Raw genomic sequence first — 22,621 nt, forward strand, 5'->3', positions numbered from 1 at the left:
AAAAAAAGTGGAAAATCAAGGACAAATAAGTGGAAAAATAAAAATCCCAGCAAATATTCCAGCAGGTACTAAATTAGTACAGTTTTACGGGGATAAAGGAAGCTATGGAGAAACAACGTATACTGGTAAAAAAACTATTACCATAGAAGAAAGAAGAAGAGTGATCGCAGCAAGACGAGTTGATCCTTTAGCCCAAACATTTACGCTAAATGAGAGCAGACACATAGGAGGCGTGGAGCTATGGTTTATAAATAAAGGCAAAAAACGTGTTGTTGTGCAGATTAGAGAAACAGCAGTGGGAATGCCCTCGCAGACTGTCATTGCTGAAAGCTATATTGAGCCAAAAGATATAAAGATAGATGGCACAGCAACACGTATTACTTGGTCGCCAGTGTTTTGTCATGCTGGGCAGGAATATGCAATAGTTTTACTTACCGATGACGGGGAAAATGCGGTCAAAGTAGCAGAACTTGGCAAATATGATGCAGTAAATAGCCGTTGGGTAACAAGTCAGCCATATCAAGTAGGAGTATTACTGTCATCTAGCAATGCAAGTACGTGGACACCGCATCAGAATTTAGATTTAACGTTTCGGCTATTAGCAGCAAAATTTAGCGAAAGTTCTCACGTTATTGATCTTGGTAAAGTTACTGCAAACAATACTTCAGATTTAATTGTTTTAACGAACGTCGAAAAAGTAGCATTTGATACCAATGTAGAATTTATTTTAACAGACGAAGAAGGAAAAGAAAACTTTCTGTCTGATAATTTGCCACTTGCACTGCGTGAAAGAATAAGTGGGGAATTAACGGTAAAAGCAAGCCTAAAAGGAGGGCGAGAAAAAAGTCCAGTGCTATATCCTGGGTTACAGCTAGTTATGGGTAATATAGGGGAAAAAGGAGATTATGTAACTAGGAGCATTACAGCAGGAGCTAACACTAAGATTACCATAACATATGATGCGCTGATACCTGGCACTGCAGATGTTAAAACTTATGTAGAGAAAAACGTGGGAGAATGGCAATTAGTAGATTTAACAGTAGGAAAACCTATTGGAGACAACTGGGTGGAAAGAACTCATGTGCTAACAAACTTTAATGGTAATGAGACGAGGGTAAAGTTAGTACTTAGTGGAACGGTTGTTTATCGCCCTAAAGTCAAAAATCTACGAATCATTATCACTTAGCAGAATGTCAGATGATAAAACAAGCAGAGGGTATCCACTGCCTCATCCAGAAAACATTGCTGTGCAAGATGTTGTTCGTATCCGTACCACAATTGAGAAAATAGATGAAGATATTACCGAAAGAGAAGATGAGCATAATCAACTAAAAAATAATTTTAAACGATTTAGATTTGAAACTTTTTTGAATTTTTGGGAATGAAAGAAGCAATAGAAGCGTTACATCAAAGGATAAAGGATTTAGCAGCAAACAGCACACCTGATCAACTGGCATATCTTGCAAAATCGCTGGAATTAATAATAGATAAAAAAACTATTTCCAACGTTGTGCAAATGACCACAATAAAAGAAATAATTGATGTACTACAAGGAAGGCTTAAGGATTTAGCAGCAAATAGTACACCAGATCAATTAGCATATCTTGCTAAAGCATTGGAATTGATAGTCGACAAAAGTTCGGTTTCTGAAATTGTACAGATGACAGATGGTAAGCTAAAAGAACTTCTTGATAGTGCAAAAAAACACTTAAGTGACATAAACAGCAATAAAGCAAGCTCTATATCGGCGATAACTGTAGCAAAAACAGAATCTGTAAGTGAAATCAACAAGCTTAGGGATAGTTCCTTAAACACTTTAAAAGCATCATCAGATTCACATATATCGCTACTTGATACTCGTAAAAATACCAATATTGCGGCAATAAATAGTGTTGGCAATGATCATAAAGATGGTCTTAAAGGTTTAGTGGATAACTTTCGTGCTGTTAATGATGTGCCAGGTGGTTCATCGATCATGAAGGAAATAAAAACCAGGGAAGACCAACTAAAAACACTGACAACCAAATTTAACTCCATCAATGATGTGCCTAGCAGTTCATCAATTATGAGAGAAGTGAAAAAGAGGAATATGGTTGAACCAGGGTCATTACCTTTCTTGTTTGGTGTACTTGGCAGAAAAAATAATTACTTTGGCCACGGAACTTTTACAACAGAGCTTGGAAAGTGGAGCAGTGATATAACAAAAACAGACTATATGCTGCAACTACTAGCAGGTAGCCATACATACGATACAGATTACGTTAGTTTTTATCGGCCAAGACAACTCTATTTTATAGAGGGAAATAAAGGAACATTTATTTACGGAGAGTTATGCACAAATAGTTTTTCTGGTAGTTATGATGAGATATACTATTACCCATATGCTGCACTTGGAGTAGTATTTGTAAAAAATACAACCAATGTGAACATAAATAAAACAATAGAATTTGTTGGATCATCGTACTCAAGTACGGAGTATGGGGGTGCAGGATTATTTGTGGGAACACCAGATAATACCAATAAATCAAGTATTTCAAGAATAATATGGAAAAATGTTTACCAATACACAAGTTCTGATAGCAAGTTAGCTGGATCTGGCAATGTAGAAATTCCAGCAGGAAAAACAGTTGCAATATTACTTTACACATCATCTTACCTATGTTCCAGAACACAAGTCAGTCAAGGTATGCTTGCATCAAATTATGTATACAACTATGGTCAATTTATCCAGTGGGGAATATATAACATACGTAGCAATTTTCTAACCACGGGGCTTGAAATAGATGTAGAGAGAACGCTAAAAGCTTGGCAATGTCCTGGGTTATCTGAAACTTATGAACTCTGGAGGTAACAAAGAATGTCTATCTACATTAGATTTGAGAATGATAAACAAGTAGAAACAACAACGCTTGAAAGTAAGCCAACTGAAAATGATTGGTATGAAGCACCAGAAGATTTTGATTGGCAAAAAAGCTATTGTTTAACAGAAGGAGGAAAAATTGCTCAGCGTACTAAAGAAGATATACAAAAGGAGTTACTGGATAATGCGAAGCTTTGTGCATTTGATAGTATGCGTTTCTATTATGATAATCATACTCACCAATATGCAGGTCATTCTCACCAAAAAGCTAAATCTTATGAGATTCAAGCGGAAGCCGCAAAAAGCATTCTAGCAGCACCAGAATCTATAGATGAAAAGGATAAAGAAATTATAGAACCTTTAGCAAAAGTCCGTGGTATTACGGTTATTGAAATGGCAAGAATAATTGAGGAAAAAGTGAAAAAAGCAGTAAAAGCAATAATTAAATGTGAAGAGCTTGAAGATTTAGCCAAAAGAAAGATTGAAGAAGCCGAAAGTGAAAATGAGCTACAGACTTTGCTAGATGATTTCAGGAAAAAAATACAAAGAAATGGCTGAAGAATTTTTACATGGCGTAAATGTTATTGAGGTAACCTCAGGAGCAAAGACAGTACGTACAGCTAAATCATCAGTGATAGGTGTAATTGGTACTGCACCTGAAGCAGATGAGCAAAAATTTCCGCTAAATAAACCAGTGTTAGTTGCAGGAAGCTTAAAGGAAGCAGCAAAGCTCGGAAAGAGTGGCAGTTTACCTTCTGCAATAAATGGAATATTTTCCCAGATTGGTGCAACAGTAGTAGTTATTCGAGTTAAAGAAAGTGAAAACAGCGATCCAAAGCTCAAAGAAAGTGAAACTATTCAAAGTATAATCGGTGGAGTTGATAAAGAAACCGGAGAATATCAGGGAATTGAGGCATTTCTCAGCAGTGAAAGCATAGTTCATGTTGCGCCAAGAATATTAATTGCACCTCAGTTTACTCATCAGTTACCTGAAATAGATGGAGTAAATTCAGTAGTGAGTGCTTTAATTTCCATAGCAGAAAAATTAAGAGCAATTATTGTTGCAGATGGACCAAATACCAATGATAAAGAAGCAATAAAATGGAGAAAAAGTGTAGGCAGCTCAAGAGTTTACGTAGTTGACCCATGGATTAAGTTATTTATTGAAGGAAAAGAAAAAATCTTGCCATCGAGTCCATTTGTAGCTGGTTTAATAGCTAAGATAGACAGCGAGCAAGGCTTCTGGCACTCACCTTCAAATAAAGAAATAAACGGTATTATTGGCACAAGCAGGCCTATTGATTTTACGCTCGGTAATACAAATTGTAGAGCAAACCACTTGAATGAAAATGAAGTAACAACGATAATTCATCAAAATGGCTATAGGCTTTGGGGAAATAGAACATGTTCAAATGACTCAAAATGGGCTTTTTTATCAGTGAGAAGAACTGCAGATTTAATTAACGATAGTTTACTTAGGGCTCATTTATGGGCAGTTGATCGCAATATCACTAAAACTTATATAGATGATGTGATTGAGGGGGTGAATTCTTATTTGGCCAATTTAAAAGCACAAGGAGCAATTATCAGCGGAAAATGTTATGCAACTCCCGAACTCAATACACCGGCAAATATTGCAAGCGGAAAAGTGTATTTTGATTTTGAGTTTACACCGCCATATCCGGCTGAGCAAATAATATTCAGGTCTCATCTTGTAAATAATAGTGTAATAAGTTAGGAGAAAGTAAAGTGTTACCGAAAATACTGAGAAATTTTAACGTATTTGTTGATGGCCGGGGTTATGCAGGAAAAATAGATGAAATAACCTTGCCAAAACTTACCATAAAAACAGATGAATATAGAGCTGGTGGTATGGATATTCCAATAAATATTGACATGGGCATGGAGAAATTAGAAGCAGACTTTACTTTTTCTGAATACGATACAGAGCTCTTTCGGCTATTTGGGTTGATAAATGGAAATTCGGTATCTTTGACGCTCAGAGGTGGAATGCAAGGTAGTGGAAGTAATGATATTGAAGCAGTAATAATCAATTTAAGAGGCATTTTTAAAGAATTTGACTTTGGTAACTGGAAACCTGCTGAAAAAGCAACTCTCAAATGCACTGTAGCTGCCCATTACTATAAACTTACTATCGGTGGTAATGAATTAATAGAAATCGATGCTGAAAATATGATTAGAAAGATAAATGGTGTTGATCAGATGGCCTTTCTACAAACGGTTTTAGGGATTTGATATGGTTGATAAAATTAAACAAAAATGCTAAAATATAAAGCATATATTTTGAACGCTTTTTTTATTGAAAAGTTTAGAAAAACATTATAAAATAATCATAGTGGTGGATTTTAGTAAAGTATATGGCAAATCTTGGAACTAATGTAGCTCTTAGCAAAGAAACTTCACAGCATCTTGCTGAACTGGCCAAGCTCACTAAGCAGCCTGCTCAAGAACTGGCAGAAAGGTTAATCAGGGAAGCAATTGAGCTTGAAGAGGAGGACATTTTATTATCTGCAGTTGCTGATGAGTATGATATTGAAGGTGCAAAAAAGACTAAAAGTGAGGACGTAGATTGGGATACACTATTATCTTCCTAGACAGTGCTCTCGAAAGAGATCTCCCAAGTCTTCCGAAAACAGTAAGATCAAGGGTTATAAGTGCAATAAAAGAGCGGCTTACAGTTGATCCTATTAATCTTGGTGAAGTGCTACACCATAGTCTTAAGGGATGCAGAAGACTAAGGGTTGGTGATTACCGTACTATATATCATGTCAACACTGCAAAATATGAAGTAACCATAGTTACAATAGGACATAGAGATACAATTTACGAGAAGGCTAGAAAGATACTGCGTAGACATTAAATATATTTTAACTTTTTTATTGAAAAAATTTAGAAAAATGGACTTCAATAAAGCACAAGCGTAATAGAACCACAATCATAATAAAAAAATTAGTTATGTAAAAGCCAAGCAGACTTTTATTTAATTAACTTTTTAAGGAGAAATATGCAAGCTATAACACTTAATAACCCAATAACAGTTGATGGTATTTCTGTCTCAGAACTTACCATTAGACGTCCAAAAGTTAGAGATTATCTAGCTATTGAGAGACTTAATGGTAGTGATCTGAGTAAGGAAGTAACTTTGACTGCCAATCTGACATTAGTTGCAAAAGAAGCGATTGAAGAGTTAGATATTGCAGACTATGTGAAAGTGCAAGAAGTATTAAAAGATTTTTTTTCACCAATTATCCAAAAGACTTGAGGTCAGAAGTAATCACGCTTAGTTCTATTATTGGTAGTGGAATTGAGCCTTTACTTGAAATGGAAATTAATGAATTTATCCTATGGAATGAAGCAGCGAAATGTCAACGTTATCTATAAAAATCGGAGCAATCTTGGATGGCAGTTTCAGTACTGTAATAAAGGGAAGTAGTAGTCAACTTACTCGTCTTGGTGAGAATATAAGAAAGCTTGATTCATCTTTAAAATCAGTATCAAAGTTTAAGCAGTTGGGTAGTGATGTTTTGACTAGCAGGAGATCATGGAAGGGCTTTGAAGATCAAGTAAAATCTTTAGCTAAACAAATGAAAGCGATAGAGAAACCGAGCAAAACTTTAAAAGCTGAGTTTGATAAAGCTAAGTTTTCTGCAACAAAAGCAAAAGAGGCATACTTAAGAAAGAGAGATGCCTTGCATTCATTCAATGAAGAAGTAAGGAAAAGTGGAAGAAATATTAAGTCATTAGTAAGTGATCAATATAAACTTGGTTCTTCTATTGAAGTACTAAAAGGTAAGTATGGTAAGCTTGGATCTGCAATACGTAGTCACCAAAATGTTTTAGCAAGTAAAGCACATTTTAAGTTACAAATTATAGAGACTATTGGACTAGGGCTAACGCTTGCAGCTCCAGTTAAAGTTGCGATTGACTTTGAAAGTGCTATGGCTGATGTTACAAAAGTGGTAGATTTTAAAAAAGGAACGGATGAAGCAACTAAATTTGCCAAGAAGTTGAAAGAGATGTCACATACTATACCATTATCAGCGGCAGAACTGGCACAAATAGCTGCAAGCGGTGGTCAACTTGGTATCAAGAAAGAAGATCTTTTTATGTTTACAGAAACAGTGGCAAAAATGTCTACAGCATTTGATATGTCTGCAGAGCAAGCAGGTGATTCTATAGCTAAACTCTCTAACGTTTATGGAATTGATGTTAGTAGAATGGAACATGTTGGTAATGTGATCAACCACTTATCAGATAACACTGCTGCTAAAGCAAGAGATATGGTTGAAGCTCTAGCAATAGTTGGTGGTACTGCAAAGCAGTTTGGTTTGGATATCGAGAAAACAAGTAGTTTAGCAAATGCTTTCATTAGCTTAGGTAAAACACCTGAAAAAGCTGCAACTGCTATAAATGCTCTACTTAGTAAACTTCAGACTGCTGAAGAACAAGGAGGGGATTTTAAAGCAGCATTAGAGCAAATGGGAATAACTGCAGAAGAAATAGTACAAAGAATAAGCGAAAACGGCGAAGAAGCGTTACTCTACTTTTTTCAAACTCTAAAGAAAATGGATAACCAGGAACGTTCTACAGTCCTTATGAAACTTTTCGGTCAGGAATATCAAGATGATATTGCATTATTAGCTGGAAGTTTTAATAAATACGAAGATGCAATAAAGTTATTGGCTAATACAGAAAAGTATGGAAGCTCTCTGCAAAAAGAATTTAAAAATCGTGCAGACACTACAGCCAATAAATTACGACTTCTTCGAAATTCAATAGCTGAAGTTGGTATGAATCTGGGTTCAGTAATGCTGCCTACTTTAAAATCTATAGCCGAATTTTTACAAGAAAAAACTAGGAGCATAGCTTTATTTGCAGAAAAATATCCAACCTTAACTACAGCAATCATGGGAACTATAGCAGCTTTAATAAGTTTGAAAATCTTAGTAGTGGGCTTAGGTTATGGATTTACTTTTTTAGCAAGTACAGTTCTCGGTTTAAGGACAAAAATAATTGCAACATTTTCATTTTTATCAGCTACAGTTTTTCCTGCAGTAATAACAGGACTAAGAGCAGTAACGCTCGCTGTAATGAGTAACCCAGTTGGACTTTTAATAGCAAGTCTTATCACTGGTGCAGCTCTTGTTATCACTAACTGGCAAAAGGTAAAAGACTTTTTCTCTAGCTTTTGGAAATCACTCATTAAACCTATAGGGAAAGCTTTTTCATGGATAGGAGATACAGTTAGTAGCATATTTGCTGAAAATAGTCCACTGAAAGAATTTGAAAAAAGAAAAAGTATTGTTACTGAAATAAAAGCAGTACATACTCCCCTAAAGAGTAATATTCTCAATAGTGGAAATCCTTTGCTAGGTAACAGTATAATTAAAGAATTTTCCAATAGAAATCAGAATAGCTTTAGAAGCAAAAGCCTTATTGAGGAGAAAAAGTCCACAGAAAACGATAAGATACTTGCTGACTTTGCAAGGAGTAAATTTGAAAATAAAGAACAAAATAAAACTCAGAACATCACTAATAATTACACTATCAGCATTAAAGCAGAGCCAAATCAAGATATCCGTAGCCTTGCAGATGAAGTAATAAAAAGGATAAGAGAAAAGTCACGTGATGTTTTATTTGATACGGTAGAGACATTTTATTGATGTTATCTCTTGGTCCGTATAAATTTGCTCCTACAAGTTTAAAGTATAACAGAGAAAATCGTTGGAGCACGATTGAGTGTATTGAAAATACGCCACTATTACAAAATATCGGCCAAGATATAGAAAATATAGATTTAGAAGGAACGATTCATCTGCATAATCTCAACGGGCTAAATCAACTAAAGAATATGAAAGAAGCTGAAAAACCACATGTTTTAGTAGATAGTTTAGGTAATATTTTAGGACAATTTGTAATTACTAGGTTAGAAGAAAAGCAGATGTATTTTTTACCTAATGGACTACCAAGAAAAGTTGAGTTTAGTTTGAGTTTGAAGAGCTATAGATGACTATATATTACTTAACCAAAGAAGGAGAAATGCTAGATCTGATTTGCTGGAAACATTACGGATTTACGGATGGAGTAGTGGAATTAGCACTAGCAGAGAACTTAGGTTTGGCAGAATATGGAAGCTTTTTGCCAGCAGGATTAAAGATAAAGCTTTCTGCTATTCAGAAAACAGTACAAAAGTCAAAATTAAAGGTGTGGGAATAAATGCAGCCAGATTTTGTAATAGATAAATGTGAATCAATTAGAGATAGAGTTATATCGTTACGCCTTACCGATGAATCTGGAACTATAGATGATATAGTTGAAGTACATGTTGATTACAGAGATGAAAACTTAAATGTTCCGAATGAATTAAATATCGCTCTGGGTTACAGAGAAACTGGAGTAGTACCTATGGGTATATATACAGTTAATGAAATTACGGTGCAGAGTCCACCTAAAACCTTACTAATAAAGGCTCATGCAACAAATTTAAGACTATCATTAAAGGAGAAAGTATCAAAAGAATGGCATCAAATTACTCTGGGTAACTTGGTTAAGGAAATAGCAGAAAAGCACGGATATGGATGCAGAGTTGCAGAAGAATTTGCAAGTGTGTTGATTCCACATATTAACCAAATAGAAGAAAGTGATATAAGTCTGTTAACAAAGATCGCAACAGAGCGTGAAGCAATGGCAAAGCTAGCTGGCGGATATATACTTTTTATTCCAAAAGGCAAAGCAAAATCGGCAACTGGAAAAGCTTTAGGAACAACAGCTATTAGACCTCAAGACACGATAAATTGGAAAGTGCATTTTACCGTAAGCAGGTACAACTCAGTGATTGCAAAATGGCATAGCTATGAAAAAGGTGCAACTATATCAGAAACAGTTGGCTCTGGTAGTCCAAGTTATATTATACAAACGCTTTATTCGAATGCAGAATCAGCACTAAGTGCAGCAAATGCTAAAATTAAACAACTCAAGCGAAATAATGCAGTGTTGGATATCACTATGCCTGGTAATCCAGAACTATTTGCAGAGGCGAAACTTAGCTTATTAGAATTTCATCAAGATATAGACGGTGAATGGATAATTGACAGAGCAGAACATTTGTTAGATGGTTCAGGTTATCGCACTGCATTATCAGCATCTATCAGTAAATGTTAAACGAAAATCAGTAAAATAAATATTCAATGTTAAGAAAAGTGTTAAACATGAGCAAGAAATAAGCTATACTTTTGGTGGTTTATAGCAACAGTAGTATATTACCTATTGCTATACGAAAGCAAAAGCGACAGACAATTATAAAACAATACTGCGGATTGCATCTGAAAATTGTAACTTAGAGACTGTAAAATTTTCAGCAAATAATCTATTAGATATTAATACACAGATTCCCGAATTAACAGCATTACATTATGCATCTGGTGCAGGATGTTTGGAGATTGTTAAATTTTTAATAGAAAAAGGAGTTGATATAAACACAGAAAAATATAAAAGATGGACAGCATTACATGCAGCTTCATACAAAGGTAACCTAGAGATAATTAAATTTTTGTTAGAAAAAGGCGCAAACCCTAACATTAGAGACACAGATGGAAAAAACCCAAGAGATGTAGCTGTACTAAGATCGCGGCATAATAAAGATAAACCATACGATGAAATTATACACTTGCTCTATAATGCTGAAAAGAAACACGAGTCTGATCGGTAATATTTCGTAACTGGAAACGAGAAGTAGTTGAAAGTTTTTTATTACACAGTTAGGAGAAACATGCAGAATCAAAAGATTCCAATCACAGTAATAGTAACGATGGTAATACAGACCATAGCAACAATTTGGTGGCTTGCCAAGCTGGATTTACGGGTTCACATTCATGATAAATTTATAGAGCAGAACAACGGATTGACCGTTACGGTATATCGTCTGGAAGAACGGGTAAAAAATCTTTCTGAGGAACTTGATGAGTTTAAATTACAAGTCTTAAGCGGGAAAATTAAATCTTAACATCTTTATCTAAATTTTCATTTCACAATGACTAAATATATTTTATCCGTTGACGGCGGAGGCATAAGAGGAATAATACCAGCCATAATACTAGCAGAAATAGAAAAAAGATCAAGAAAAAAGGTAGCAGAAATCTTTGATCTTATGGCAGGGACCTCAACCGGTGGAATTGTTGTAGCAGGATTATGTAAAAAAGATAAACAAGGAAACCCTCAATATTCAGCCAATGATTTAGTTGAGCTTTACCAAAAGTATGGACCATATATTTTCAAGTCTTCATTTTTTAGGCGATCAATATTATCTTGGTTTAACTGTGCACAATACCCATATAAAAATATTGAATTTGTATTGGACAAATATTTTGGTGATGATACTCTACAAAACACTTTAAATAATGTACTGCTTACCAGTTACGACATTCAGAATAATTGCCCATTTTTCTTTAAAAGCTGGAAAGAAGGTACTATTAAGCTGAAAGATGCACTCAGAGCTGCAACGGCTGCACCTACTTATTTCATACCAAAACATCTAAAAATTGACCAGATAGATAGAGTATTAGTGGATGGCGGGGTGTTTGCCAATAATCCTGCGGCTTGTGCATATGCAAGTGGTAAGAAATTGTTTCCAAATGATGAGATTATACTGTTATCACTAGGTACTGGTAGAACAGATAGAAGCATAGCTAATTCAAGGAGATTTGGAAAAATAGGATGGATCAAGCCACTACTGAATGTGATGTTTTCTTCAAGTTTAGATGCAATAAACTATCAGCTTGATCAAGTAATAGGTGACAAATATATACGAATACAATCGCAACTGAAAGTAGCATCAGCTGAGATGGATAATATTACATTTAAAAATATTAAATATCTGCAGCAAGAGGCAAATACAATGATAGAGGACAACCAGGAATTAATAGATAAATTCTGCGATATCGTATCTTAATTCACGTAAAAATGCCAAGCAAGATAAAGAACTTATATAAAAAAGCGAAAAAGGGCTTAAAGAATATAGCTTTGCCGAAAAAACATAAAAAAGTTCAAGAAGCTAACGATAAGCCGAAACCGCTAAGCCCTGAAATTGTGATGAAACCTACGCTATGGCAGAAAAAAGTTGAATTAACCTCTAAAGCAGAAAATATCGAAAAAGATAACAAGTGGAAAATAAAAGTATTCAAAACTAAACACGTAGAGAAGGATTCAAAAAGGGGAAAAATGTTCAAAAATGGTCTCAAAAAGCTAAAAGGGAAAATAAAAAGCCTAAACCCCATAAAGTCCAAGAAAAACAAGATAATCGGGAGCAAAAGACTAGCATTTTTACTAACATCTGCTACAATCGTGGCAATTTTACCAACATTCAGTTTAGCTCCCTTGCCAGCATTAGCGGTAACTTCTGCATGTGTTTTCAGTATTAATTTTATAGCTGTGAAGACGTTAAAGAAAGTTATCAAACAACGCAAATTAGCAGTAAGATCTGAAGATGAGCCAGAAAAACTAGAAGAGGTATCTGTTGAACAAGCGAAATCTAAGCAAATTTTCAGAGATGGTAAATAGATTTATTAAATAAACAATTACTTTTGCTTATATCTTAATATATTATTTCTGAGTACCTCTGTTTTTAATCCAGAATTCAAGTTGTTACTTCATCACTCACTCAACTCATCAACAGTTAGACCACTTGCTCGCACAATAATCTCAATCGCAATACCTGCCTTAACTAGATCTTTTGCAATCTTGATTTTCTCTGCTTTTTTAACTTTTTCCTTGCCGCTTTTCATATCTTCAGATAGAGATTTGACTAATGCATCTAATGATTCTTGTTCTCTGTACTCATCCATTAAACTCAATAGCTTTTTGCTTTCTCTTGTTTTAGGCAGTAGAACTTTAATATTCACTGATAATGCTCTTGCTATTTCATATAATTTATCAAATGAGATGGCAGTATATCCTTTTTCATATTCGTGTATTTCCTTGAGCGTTAAATCAATTTTATCCGCCAAATCTTTTTGAGTATATCTTCTTATCAATCTCCATTCTCTTATTCTTTGCCCTATTCTGTAATATATAGAATCAGTGTAAATTTCTTGTTCTGTATCATTATACTCGTAAATAGATAAGCCGGTTGCTTGGGAAATTATGTCAACTGAAACTCCTTCTTTTACTAGATTTTTTGCTATTTCCAACTTTGCTTCTTCCTGATTAATTTTTTCGCTAATATGAACAAACCTGACTAATGAAGGTACTATTTTGCCTAACTTTTGACTCTCGTATATTTTTGTTAGATAGAGTATTTCTTCGTCTTCATCTTCATGCTCTCTTACTGTTATTGGTTTAGGTAATAGATCTACAGCATCAACTGATAATACTCTTGCTATTATATATAGTACTTCAATTGGAATAACGATATATCCCTGTTCATAGCTGTTTACTTCTTGATATGCTAGCCCGATCTTACTTGCCAACTCTGCTTGAGTACACCTTTGCATTAATCTACACTCTTCTATTTTTTGCCCTATTTTGTAGCTTATAGGACTAACATTACTTGCAGAAATAAACATATATACCTCCATTTAAGAAAAAACTTTATTGCTATAATTTTTTTACGAGCTATCCATCTAAAACCATATCAATAGATAAACCTACCGCTTGCAAAATAATATCAATAGAAATTCCCCCTTTTACTAGATCCTTTGCAACTTTAATCCTTTCTATCTCTCTCACTTTCTCCTCACAAATACGTATTCCCTCAAACAGAGATTTTATTAGTGCATTACGTAGTTCTTGGCTCTCAATTTCTTTGTATTCTTTAATCAAATCAAGCAGCTCATTTTCCACTGTACTACCTTCATCTTTCTCTATTAGTAGATCTGTAATATTAATCGATAACGCTTCTGCCATTTCATATAATTTATCAAGTGGAACAGCAGTCCTTCCTTGTTCATAGTTGCTTATTTCATGACGTGTTGTATTCATTTTCTCTGCTAAATCTTTTTGAGTATACTCTCTCACTAGCCTCCATTCTTTTATCTTCTTTCCTATTTTGTAGTAGATAGAACCTGTTTTTTCTTCAATACATTCATCAGCAGAGAGGCCAATTGCTTGTGAAACAATATCAACAGAAATTCCTGCTTTAACCAGACCATTTGCAATTTTTATTTTTTCCGATTTTCTACTACTTTTCTCACTAACTTGAACAAATTTGGTTAATAAACAAAACATCCTACGTAACTCTTGATCATTAATCTTTTTATATTTCCTTACTAAATCTAATATTTCCTCTCCCTCATCTTCAAAACAGATTTTTTCATTTGATACAGGAATAAGATCCTTAATATTAATTGATAATACCTCTGCCATAGCGTATAACTTCCCAATTGAAATTTTTCGTGTTCCTTTTTCATATTGTAGTACTATTTGATACGTTACTCCGATTTTTCCCGCTAAATCTCTTTGAGTATATCCTCGCTTTAACCTCCAGTTTCTTACTTTTTGTGCTATTTGGTATCTTAGAGAGATAGTAGTAGTATGCTTTGCCATACAGAAATAAATATTATACAGGTTAACATAAATCAAAATTGTTGAACATTTCTTCAAAATTGTGTATAATTATTAATGTTTTCTAGGTTAACCCGTCATGGCTCTTTCGAAGTTTCTCGATCCAAAAAATGATATATCGTTCAAGCGCATCTTTGGCACTGAAAAAAATAAAGATATCCTTATTCACTTTCTTAATGATATTCTTGGCTTCACTGGCAAAAGTGCAATACAGGATATAGAGTTTTTAAGTACTATTCAAGACCCTGATATTGCTTCTAAAAAACAAAGCATTGTTGATGTTCTTTGTAGGGATGAAAATGGGCTGCAAGTCATAGTCGAAATGCAGGTCGCTAAAACTAAGGGCTTTGAAAAACGTGCTCAATACTATGCTGCTAAAGCCTATTCAAGACAGGCTGACAAAGGCGATCAATATCATGACCTTAAGGAAATTATCTTTATTGCTATAGCAGATTGTATTTTATTTCCTGATAAGTCTGAGTATAAATCAAAGCACACTATTCGCGATGAAGACACTAATGAACACGATCTTAAAGATTTTTATTTTATATTTATTGAGTTGCCTAAATTTCCAAAAACCAAAGAAGATCAGCTTTCAAGTATAGTTGAAAAATGGGTCTACTTCTTTAGATATGCAGATGAAACTAGTGAAGAAGAGCTAGAGAGAATAATAGGTAGTGATCTAATAATTAAAAGAGCGTATGAAGAATTAAATAGATTTAACTGGTCAGAAAAAGAATTCATTGCCTATGAACAAGAAATCAAGCGTATTCGTGATGAACAGGCTGTCCTTGCTCAAAAACTCGATGATGCTAAACATGAAGGTAGACAAGAAGGCATCCAAATCGGCCATGAAAAAGGCAGAGAAGAGGGCGAAAAACAGGCTAAAATAGCAGTGGCTAAAAATCTACTTAAAGCTGGTGTATCTATCGATTTAATAGCTGAATCTACTGGCCTTCCTAAAGCTGAAATAGAGCAACTTCAGGAAGAATTAGCCTAACGTGATCTTTTTAGTTGGTTATTTACTGTCACACCACTTAAATAAGATTCAGGTCTATCATTTGTTTCATCAGTAGTTCCCGGTGACTGACTTTCTGACCGACTAGTGTTAGTGAGAGAAACAGTAGAGGCAATAGTTGCAGAATCAGTAGTACTACTATTTCGGAAAACAGTGGCAAGATGTTTTATTGACCGCTTTAAAGAGAATTTCAGCTCGCGTGTTTGCTCTGCTTCTCCAATTTCACTTTTTGAGCCTATGAAAGGAATTACTTTGGTTGCTTGTACTACTTCTTCCATGTTCTTACCATTTTTTAAGCTATCAATATACTCCCTAGCTGTCATACTCACCTCTTTTTTATCTATTAGATCCTGAAACTTTTTGCTACTTAAATTCATATCGGCATTGATAAGCAACGGTACACTACCTTCTATATTAATTTTAGTTCCGAAGTCATATAGCTGTACCCTGGATAATTCTTGACCATTAATCTTAATAAGACCAAGCTTCTTATCCTGCTCTGCTAGAAGTTGACGTTCTGTTTTAATTTCTTTTGCTAAAATTTGCTTATCTTCATTGAATAATTGTCTGTTAGCTTTAGCAATGTCAAAGTGTTCAACAAGAAAGCCTTTTTCTCCCATTTTATAGCCAGCAGACTTTACCCCTATTTCTACAACTTCTATAAGCTGATCAACATTTTTTAAACCAGAAACAAATGCTGCATTACTATCAAAATAAGCATAACTATTACCTGCTCTATAAATCGCGACAACATGATTACTTGTTACTAAATGAATGGCAAAGTTACCTTTGATTCCAGCCATATAATTTGATAAATCATTGAGTATTTTGTAGCATCTAGTATGAATTAGGTCCAAAGGCAAACTACTAGACGAATCCAGGTGTTGTTCGAGCCCATCAAGTAATTTATTAAAAGCAAAAACTTCTCTTTCTTCTCTTTTAGATACCTGTTTACCCTGAGCTATACGTTCATAAATTTCAGATGAAGTTTCTAAATTACTCAAAAATGATTTGTTACTCCGCAAAAATAAAGCTTGGGATAAGCTGCGTGTAATTGCCACACATTTACCACCAATCTTAACTCCACGTTCTTCAAACGAAGGTAAATAAAGCCCTTGTTTCACTGGTTGAATGGATGAAGCAAACTTTGATAATTGTGAGGACACCTCTCGTTGCTTTTTGTTACGACATACCAACTGTATTTGTTTTGGAGATAAATCTCTTGAGCCACAAGAGCTACCTACCGCTGTGTCTAAAATTTCATCATCTTGCCTGTTTTTACTCCGATTGGTGTTACCCTTCTGAGTTTTTCTCTTAGCTTTAGGGTCACTTTGTTGTAGACTATCCGAATTTTGTTCTTGTTCTGTTCCCTTGGATGAGTTACTTGGTTTAGGACCTGCATTGGTTGCTTTGCCTTCTTCACTAACATTCTGTCCACCTAAGAAAATAGGAGGAGCTTTTTTAACTTGTTCATGTAATATATCAGATATCTTATAACGATCATTTTTGATAAGATTGTTTAAATATTTTGTTTTGTTTCCCTCTTTATTGAAACAAAGGTCATGCAATCTTTTAAAAATAGAACAAACATCAATTCCTACTCCATGTAGTATCCTAGATAAATCTTTCGGCGTAAAAAGCTTTTTCTCAGCCAAGAAGTGATTTAAATAATTTTCTTTATTAAAACAAACTTTATGAAAGTTTCTTAAAATAAAAGTGGCATTATTTCCCGCCATGGATAATATATTAGATAAATCACTTGGCGTGAAACCTACCTTACGAAAGTCACCTAAAAGCTGTGTTTCGCTTCCTTTCTCATCAAAACAAACATCATGAAAATTTTTTAAAGCAGAACAAATGTTAGCTCCTGCTCCATGCAATATCTTAGATAAGTTACTCAGCGTAAAACTTTCTTCCCTGATTAAGAAATGATTTAAATATCTTTTTGTGTCTCCTATAAAACAAAAATCATGAAACTCCTCTAGATTCTTTTCTAGATTATTCGTTGCTCCACTCAACATACTACATAAATTACCTGGCCTAAAACCTACCTTATAGAAATCATCTAAAAGTTTTGTTACTTCTCCTTTCTCATTAAAACAAACACTATGCAATCTTTTTAAGATAGAAGAAGCACGAGCTCCTGCTCCACATAATGCAGAGGATAAGTTACTTGGTCTAAAGCCTGCTTTATAGAAATCATCTAAAAGTTTTGTTCTTTTTCCTTCATCATTAAAACAGACATTATGTAATTTTTCAAAAGTATATACAGCTCTAGTTCCTGTTTTACTTAAAATACTGGATAAGTTACTTAGCTTAAAGCTTTTTTCTCTACCTTTTTCCTCAATAAAAAAGTGCTTTAAATGCTGTTTTCTATTTCCTTGCTCATCAAAAAAAGCATCAAATAGTTCTTTAAAAGCTTTAGAAGCATTAGCTCCTGCTCCATGAAGAATACTGGATATATTAGCTAGACTCATTCCGTCTTTTTCTAAAATTTTTAGATATTGAGTTTTATTTCCTTCTTCATCAAACCACAGATCATACAAGCTCTTAAAAGCTGCTGCAGCATTAGCTCCTGCTCCATTCAAAATACTGGACATATTAGTTAGGTTTATCCCCTTTTCTTCTAGAGTTTTTAAGTATTGAGTTTTATTCTCTTTTTCATCAAACCATAGGTCATATAGGTTTTTAAAAGCTGTGGCAGCATTAGCTCCTGCTCCATGCAAAATACTGGATATATTAGCCAGATTTATTTTTTCTTTTTTTAGAATTTTTAAATATTGAGTTTTATTCTCTTTTTCATCAAACCATAGGTCATATAGGTTTTTAAAAGCTGTGGCAGCATTAGCTCCTGCTCCGCCTAAAATACTGGACATATTGGCTAGACTTACTCCTTCTTTGTCTAGAGTTTTTAAATATTGAGTTTTATTTCCTTCTTCATCAAACCAAAGGTCATATAACTCTTTGAAAGCTGTTGCAATATTAGTTCCTGATCCACCTAAAATGCTGGACATATTAGTTAGATCTATTCCTTTTTCTTCCAGAATTTTTAGGTGTTGAGCTTTATTTCCTTTCACGCCAAACCATAGATTATATAAGGTTTTAAAAGCTGTTGCAGCATTAGTTCCCACTCCATGCAAGATATTGGACATATTAGTTAGATCTATTCCTTCTTCTTCTAGAGTTTTCAAATATTGAGTTTTATTCCCACCTTCATCAAACCACAGATCATATAGGCCTTTAAATGCTGTTGTAGCATTAGCTCCTGTTCCATGAAGAATACTGGATATATTAGCTAGATCTATTCCTTCTTCTTCTAGAGTTTTCAGATATTGAGTTTTATTCCCACCTTCATCAAACCACAGATCATATAAGCCTTTAAATGCTGTTGTAGCATTAGCTCCTGTTCCATGAAGAATACTGGATATATTAGCTAGATCTATTCCTTCTTCTTCTAGAGTTTTCAGATATTGAGTTTTATTCCCATCTTCATTAAACCATAGATCATATAAGTCTTTAAATGCCGTAGAAGCTTTAGCTCCTGCTCCACTTAAAATACTAGACATGCTAGCCAAATTTATTCCTTCTCTTTCTAAAGTTTTTAAATATTGAGTTTTGTTTCCCTCTTCATTAAACCATAGATCATATAAGTCTTTAAATGCTGTAGAAGCTTTAGCTCCTGCTCCACTTAAAATACTAGACATGCTAGCCAAATTTATTCCTTCTCTTTCTAAAGTTTTTAAATATTGAGTTTTGTTTCCCTCTTCATTAAACCATAGATCATATAAGTCTTTAAATGCCGTAGAAGCTTTAGCTCTTGCTCCACTTAAAATACTAGACATGCTAGCCAAATTTATTCCTTCTCTTTCTAAAGTTTTTAAATATTGAGTTTTGTTTCCCTCTTCATTAAACCATAGATCATATAAGTCTTTAAATGCTGTAGGAGCTTCACCTTTTGCTCTATTCAAAATACTAGATATATTAGCTAGATTTATCCCTTCCTTTTCTAGGGTTTTTAAATATTGAGTTTTGTTTCCCTCTTCATCAAACCATAGATCATATAAGCCTTTAAATGCTGTAGGAGCTTTACCTTTTGCTCCACCTAAGATACTGGACACATTAGTTAAGCTTATTCCTTCTTTTTTTAGGACTTTCAGATATTTTTCTCCTTCTCCTTTAATTAAAAAATCTAAGAACTGATCAAATGTAGGTGTCCCTTTTCTACCAACCATACTTCCAGCAAACTTAATTTCTTCATCAATATTTTTTTGAATTTTCTGATAACTAGACCTATTATTTTTTATATCTCCCAAAAGCTTTTCCATTATTCCTTTTGTAATATGGCCAAATTCATGAGATTCTGACCAACGTAACGCTATTTCATGTAATTCTTCGTAATTATATGGAACATCAGATTTATCTATCTCATCTTTAATAATATTATTCAATTCTTCCCTATTAGGTTGGTTAGTTGCAAATATTAGTTTATCTAAAAGTTTCTCTTTTATTTCTTGTTTATTTTCATTAGAAAGTCCTCCTTTTTCTTTTTGCAAAGAAGGTAAAAGCTCTAATAGACTTAAAAGTCTCCTTCTTGTTGCTGCTTCTTGCGCAAATCGATAAAGACCATTCTTATTTATACACGAATAATTCCTTAAAATTTTATATTTCTTTTTTTGAAGATCTATACTATCAAATTTTAAAGGATAAAAACCTTCAGATTGCCCTTTTTTTAATTTCTTTTCTTCTGTAAGGTCTAGATCCGCATTAGTATAGATAATAAAATATTTTATATCCTTATCCTTTTCTAATTCTTCAATAAAAAGAGCAAAATGCTTATTAATAGAAGATGTATTATTTTTTTCCTGTCGTCTGGAAGGAAATAATTGACTATACCCAATATTACTATCTGCATTATGAGCCTTTATGTAAGTAATTCTATCTTTATAATTAATAGTGATGTCATTAGATATACCATGACTTTCAGAATTTATGGAAGATATGTTTTTATGCAAAAACATGTCATGCAAAAAGAGCATCAATAAATTGAACTCATATATGATTCCAGGTCCAAGTTTCTTATACCTTCCTGAAGCCGTGGGATCACGTAATATTTCTTCCTGTAGTGCTATATAATCGTATTGAACTTTACTATTTTTTTCTATTTCACTTTTAATAATGCTGTTCAATTCTTCTCTATTAGGCTGATTAACTGCAAATACTAATCTATCTAAAAATTTTTCTTTTACTTTTTCCTGAGAAAATTCTCCTTTTTTCATTACTTTTTGTGCAGCAGATGAAAATTCCAGCCGCTTTAAAAGTTCCCCTCTTGTTATTTTATTCTGCGAAAATTGATAAAAACCACGCCCTTGCGTATTATCATTTGTAAATAAGAAATCTTTTAAAATGCCATATTTTTCTATACTTATGATATCAAATTTAAAAGGATAAAAATTCCTAGATCGCCCTTTCTTTAATTCCTTTTCTTCTGTAAGATCCAAGCCTGAATTGGTATAGATAACAAGATACTCTATATTATCTAATGAGCTATCTACCCTAGAGGTCAGATGTTTAACAAAACTATCAAAGTAGTTATTAATAGAAAAGCTTTGTTCTCCTTTATTAAATAGCTTAGCATAATTAATATCATTATCTGTATAATATTTGTCTACATTTTCAATTCGTATATGAATAGACTTCTCTTCATAATGAAGGGCAATATCATTGAATTTATCAATTTCAGAATCTCCAAACGCTAATGACAATAAAGGATATTTATGTTCATATGTAGACTTTCTAAGTGAGCACAGCACTGACAAGTCTAATTGATACATAAGTTTAATCAAATGATGAGGAATGTATCGCTTAGTCTGACAAGCATTATGCAGTTCATCCTGTCTAGATTCATCTTGTAAATCACTAGGAAATTCTGAATTTTCATTACTAGTAACATTTACATCCATGCGTGCCCTTTTTGATGCCTTATTATTTTTGTTTGTGACAGAACGCTTACGTTTTCCAGAGCTTACATCAGTCTCACGATTTTCCTCGCCAGGACTTCTTGAACGACCACTTTGTTTGTGTGAGAAACTTTCAATATCTTGTAATGGTTTAGAAATGTAAGGTTGAGAAATATTTTTTGAATTTGAACCTACCACATTACCGTAAGCTTCCTCTCTAGAAACCTCTATGCTTTTCTTTATATCTTTTTTAATATTACTAAGAAGTGGTATAAAATGGTTCCTGTAATTCACTATATAAATAGTATTGCCTTTACCTACCTTATCTTTAGTAACATGTAATCCATCTATCTCTTCATCTCTCAATTTTATAACCCTAATTTTTATGCCATATTTTTCACATATCATTTTTCCTTCAATTTCAGGTCTTCCCCATATAGCATTTTCCAACTTTAGAATTTTTATTTCTGAACCGGAATTTGCATTTTCAATGTCTTCTACAGTAAATTCAATACGTGGAATATATTCATAAAGTTCTTCACCTTTTTCTTTTAAAGCATTATCCAACCATAAGCCTTTTTCTGATTGATTAACTTGGCGTGCATATTGTTTACAACTTTCCCGCAAAGACTTTATACTAAATCCTTTACTACCTGTAATCAGACCTTTATCTTTTAACTCGTTCAATCCTTGAGCTACGGAATCAAAGAAACAATCCTCTCCACCTACAGCAGCTCCTATTTTGTACTCTTTAGGTAACGCATTTCTTAGCTCACTTAAAAGTTCCTCGGATTCAATTTTTTGCTTTTCATCTTTTGCCTCTTTTATCTGACGAAAAATAGAAATAGGGTCTCTAGTGAGTCGTTTTGAAGCTCCTGTTATGTTATAGCTTTGATCTTGTTGAACATGCATAAATTCACCTCTCCATTATGGGATTGTTAAGTTGCGTAACTTTCTCTATAATTATACCAGAATTTTTTATAATTCAATTTATTTTTTTCGTAAAAAATTAACCATTATAGATGTCAGTTATATAGTTGATAGGAGGGAATTTTAAAGAGAACTTGACTAAACTCAACCATACCAACAGAAAAGATATATTTTTATCTCGGTTTCCCTTTGCCGTTCTCAGATGAATTATGCTATTAATTTAGTGTTATATATCACTAAAAACTTAAATAACCTAACTATTTCCAGCAACAAAAATCA

The 22,621-nt window shown here is 33.7% G+C and carries 20 protein-coding genes and 1 pseudogene; 18 read left to right on the forward strand and 3 right to left on the reverse strand.

Translation table 11 applies throughout. From position 1 onward, the window contains the following. Positions 1–7 precede the first annotated feature (7 nt). The 17 genes and pseudogenes from ABWU73_RS05360 to ABWU73_RS05440 all read left to right on the forward strand — a co-directional run bounded on the left by ABWU73_RS05360 (position 8) and on the right by ABWU73_RS05440 (position 12,436). Positions 8–1,186: a hypothetical protein gene (locus tag ABWU73_RS05360; RefSeq protein WP_065095394.1), complete on the forward strand. Its 1,179-nt coding sequence runs from the start codon at positions 8–10 to the stop codon at positions 1,184–1,186. A gap of 4 nt (positions 1,187–1,190) precedes the next feature. Then, entirely contained in the window at positions 1,191–1,385 is a 195-nt protein-coding gene (locus ABWU73_RS05365) for a hypothetical protein (protein ID WP_065095395.1), read from the forward strand. Then, entirely contained in the window at positions 1,382–2,851 is a 1,470-nt protein-coding gene (locus ABWU73_RS05370) for a hypothetical protein (RefSeq protein WP_065095396.1), read from the forward strand. The genes ABWU73_RS05365 and ABWU73_RS05370 overlap by 4 nt, the downstream gene beginning before the upstream one ends. A 6-nt stretch (positions 2,852–2,857) precedes the next feature. After that, on the forward strand, positions 2,858–3,418 hold the full coding sequence (locus tag ABWU73_RS05375) for a hypothetical protein (RefSeq protein ID WP_065095397.1): 561 nt from the start codon (positions 2,858–2,860) through the stop codon (positions 3,416–3,418). Then, positions 3,411–4,598, forward strand: coding sequence for a phage tail sheath subtilisin-like domain-containing protein (locus ABWU73_RS05380; RefSeq protein WP_065095403.1), 1,188 nt, complete (start codon positions 3,411–3,413; stop codon positions 4,596–4,598). The genes ABWU73_RS05375 and ABWU73_RS05380 overlap by 8 nt, the downstream gene beginning before the upstream one ends. A gap of 11 nt (positions 4,599–4,609) precedes the next feature. Continuing rightward, positions 4,610–5,116: a phage major tail tube protein gene (locus tag ABWU73_RS05385; RefSeq protein WP_065095398.1), complete on the forward strand. Its 507-nt coding sequence runs from the start codon at positions 4,610–4,612 to the stop codon at positions 5,114–5,116. Positions 5,117–5,238: 122 nt separating this feature from the next. Continuing rightward, positions 5,239–5,475 (forward strand): hypothetical protein, encoded by a 237-nt coding sequence (locus tag ABWU73_RS05390; RefSeq protein WP_065095399.1) that lies wholly within the window; start codon positions 5,239–5,241, stop codon positions 5,473–5,475. Beyond that, positions 5,451–5,741 (forward strand): type II toxin-antitoxin system RelE family toxin, encoded by a 291-nt coding sequence (locus ABWU73_RS05395; RefSeq protein ID WP_065095400.1) that lies wholly within the window; start codon positions 5,451–5,453, stop codon positions 5,739–5,741. The genes ABWU73_RS05390 and ABWU73_RS05395 overlap by 25 nt, the downstream gene beginning before the upstream one ends. A 144-nt stretch (positions 5,742–5,885) precedes the next feature. After that, on the forward strand, positions 5,886–6,143 hold the full coding sequence (locus ABWU73_RS05400; RefSeq protein ID WP_065095401.1) for a phage tail assembly protein: 258 nt from the start codon (positions 5,886–5,888) through the stop codon (positions 6,141–6,143). A gap of 100 nt (positions 6,144–6,243) precedes the next feature. Beyond that, on the forward strand, positions 6,244–8,544 hold the full coding sequence (locus ABWU73_RS05405) for a phage tail tape measure protein (RefSeq protein WP_065095402.1): 2,301 nt from the start codon (positions 6,244–6,246) through the stop codon (positions 8,542–8,544). Next, positions 8,544–8,891 (forward strand): phage tail protein, encoded by a 348-nt coding sequence (locus ABWU73_RS05410; protein WP_065095495.1) that lies wholly within the window; start codon positions 8,544–8,546, stop codon positions 8,889–8,891. Before ABWU73_RS05405 ends, ABWU73_RS05410 begins: the two co-directional genes overlap by 1 nt. Beyond that, entirely contained in the window at positions 8,888–9,097 is a 210-nt protein-coding gene (locus tag ABWU73_RS05415; protein ID WP_065095422.1) for a tail protein X, read from the forward strand. Before ABWU73_RS05410 ends, ABWU73_RS05415 begins: the two co-directional genes overlap by 4 nt. Continuing rightward, the gene (locus tag ABWU73_RS05420; RefSeq protein WP_065095423.1) at positions 9,098–10,042 is read left to right on the forward strand and encodes a contractile injection system protein, VgrG/Pvc8 family; all 945 of its coding nucleotides are present in this window, start codon (positions 9,098–9,100) and stop codon (positions 10,040–10,042) included. An 81-nt stretch (positions 10,043–10,123) separates the two neighbouring features. Then, a pseudogene (locus ABWU73_RS05425) lies at positions 10,124–10,589 on the forward strand (ankyrin repeat domain-containing protein). Positions 10,590–10,649: 60 nt separating this feature from the next. Continuing rightward, on the forward strand, positions 10,650–10,883 hold the full coding sequence (locus ABWU73_RS05430; protein ID WP_065095424.1) for a hypothetical protein: 234 nt from the start codon (positions 10,650–10,652) through the stop codon (positions 10,881–10,883). 27 nt (positions 10,884–10,910) lie between these two features. Beyond that, positions 10,911–11,828: a patatin-like phospholipase family protein gene (locus tag ABWU73_RS05435; RefSeq protein ID WP_341810181.1), complete on the forward strand. Its 918-nt coding sequence runs from the start codon at positions 10,911–10,913 to the stop codon at positions 11,826–11,828. An 11-nt stretch (positions 11,829–11,839) separates the two neighbouring features. Further along, entirely contained in the window at positions 11,840–12,436 is a 597-nt protein-coding gene (locus ABWU73_RS05440) for a hypothetical protein (RefSeq protein ID WP_341810182.1), read from the forward strand. Positions 12,437–12,528: 92 nt separating this feature from the next. On the opposite strand, the gene ABWU73_RS05445 is transcribed toward ABWU73_RS05440, so the two are convergent. Together ABWU73_RS05445 and ABWU73_RS05450 are read right to left on the reverse strand one after the other, a co-directional pair. Further along, the gene (locus ABWU73_RS05445; RefSeq protein WP_065095427.1) at positions 12,529–13,440 is read right to left on the reverse strand and encodes a helix-turn-helix domain-containing protein; all 912 of its coding nucleotides are present in this window, start codon (positions 13,438–13,440) and stop codon (positions 12,529–12,531) included. A 49-nt stretch (positions 13,441–13,489) separates the two neighbouring features. Beyond that, positions 13,490–14,419 carry a helix-turn-helix domain-containing protein gene (locus tag ABWU73_RS05450; protein ID WP_065095428.1) on the reverse strand — a complete coding sequence of 310 codons (930 nt, stop codon included), beginning with the start codon at positions 14,417–14,419 and terminating at the stop codon, positions 13,490–13,492. Between the two features lie 97 nt (positions 14,420–14,516). Here ABWU73_RS05450 and ABWU73_RS05455 point away from each other — a divergent pair, with 97 nt between their 5' ends. Continuing rightward, positions 14,517–15,437, forward strand: a complete 921-nt coding sequence (locus ABWU73_RS05455) for an Rpn family recombination-promoting nuclease/putative transposase (RefSeq protein ID WP_341810183.1) — start codon at positions 14,517–14,519, stop codon at positions 15,435–15,437. Here the strand turns inward: ABWU73_RS05455 and ABWU73_RS05460 are convergent. Next, on the reverse strand, positions 15,434–22,324 hold the full coding sequence (locus tag ABWU73_RS05460; RefSeq protein WP_264329742.1) for a hypothetical protein: 6,891 nt from the start codon (positions 22,322–22,324) through the stop codon (positions 15,434–15,436). The two genes, ABWU73_RS05455 and ABWU73_RS05460, sit on opposite strands and share 4 nt — an antisense overlap. Positions 22,325–22,621 lie beyond the last annotated feature (297 nt).

Source organism: Wolbachia endosymbiont (group A) of Andrena helvola, assembly GCF_964028415.1.
Lineage (GTDB): Bacteria > Pseudomonadota > Alphaproteobacteria > Rickettsiales > Anaplasmataceae > Wolbachia > Wolbachia pipientis.

What these genes read in the sequence shown, in the direction of transcription:
- ABWU73_RS05365 (WP_065095395.1), top strand. Translation starts at nt 1,191, where the DNA reads ATGTCAGATGATAAAACAAGCAGAGGGTATCCACTGCCTCATCCAGAA.
- ABWU73_RS05370 (WP_065095396.1), top strand. Translation starts at nt 1,382, where the DNA reads ATGAAAGAAGCAATAGAAGCGTTACATCAAAGGATAAAGGATTTAGCA.
- ABWU73_RS05375 (WP_065095397.1), top strand. Translation starts at nt 2,858, where the DNA reads ATGTCTATCTACATTAGATTTGAGAATGATAAACAAGTAGAAACAACA.
- ABWU73_RS05380 (WP_065095403.1), top strand. Translation starts at nt 3,411, where the DNA reads ATGGCTGAAGAATTTTTACATGGCGTAAATGTTATTGAGGTAACCTCA.
- ABWU73_RS05390 (WP_065095399.1), top strand. Translation starts at nt 5,239, where the DNA reads ATGGCAAATCTTGGAACTAATGTAGCTCTTAGCAAAGAAACTTCACAG.
- ABWU73_RS05400 (WP_065095401.1), top strand. Translation starts at nt 5,886, where the DNA reads ATGCAAGCTATAACACTTAATAACCCAATAACAGTTGATGGTATTTCT.
- ABWU73_RS05405 (WP_065095402.1), top strand. Translation starts at nt 6,244, where the DNA reads ATGTCAACGTTATCTATAAAAATCGGAGCAATCTTGGATGGCAGTTTC.
- ABWU73_RS05410 (WP_065095495.1), top strand. Translation starts at nt 8,544, where the DNA reads ATGTTATCTCTTGGTCCGTATAAATTTGCTCCTACAAGTTTAAAGTAT.
- ABWU73_RS05415 (WP_065095422.1), top strand. Translation starts at nt 8,888, where the DNA reads ATGACTATATATTACTTAACCAAAGAAGGAGAAATGCTAGATCTGATT.
- ABWU73_RS05420 (WP_065095423.1), top strand. Translation starts at nt 9,098, where the DNA reads ATGCAGCCAGATTTTGTAATAGATAAATGTGAATCAATTAGAGATAGA.
- ABWU73_RS05430 (WP_065095424.1), top strand. Translation starts at nt 10,650, where the DNA reads ATGCAGAATCAAAAGATTCCAATCACAGTAATAGTAACGATGGTAATA.
- ABWU73_RS05435 (WP_341810181.1), top strand. Translation starts at nt 10,911, where the DNA reads ATGACTAAATATATTTTATCCGTTGACGGCGGAGGCATAAGAGGAATA.
- ABWU73_RS05440 (WP_341810182.1), top strand. Translation starts at nt 11,840, where the DNA reads ATGCCAAGCAAGATAAAGAACTTATATAAAAAAGCGAAAAAGGGCTTA.
- ABWU73_RS05445 (WP_065095427.1), bottom strand. Translation starts at nt 13,440, where the DNA reads ATGTTTATTTCTGCAAGTAATGTTAGTCCTATAAGCTACAAAATAGGG.
- ABWU73_RS05450 (WP_065095428.1), bottom strand. Translation starts at nt 14,419, where the DNA reads ATGGCAAAGCATACTACTACTATCTCTCTAAGATACCAAATAGCACAA.
- ABWU73_RS05455 (WP_341810183.1), top strand. Translation starts at nt 14,517, where the DNA reads ATGGCTCTTTCGAAGTTTCTCGATCCAAAAAATGATATATCGTTCAAG.
- ABWU73_RS05460 (WP_264329742.1), bottom strand. Translation starts at nt 22,324, where the DNA reads ATGCATGTTCAACAAGATCAAAGCTATAACATAACAGGAGCTTCAAAA.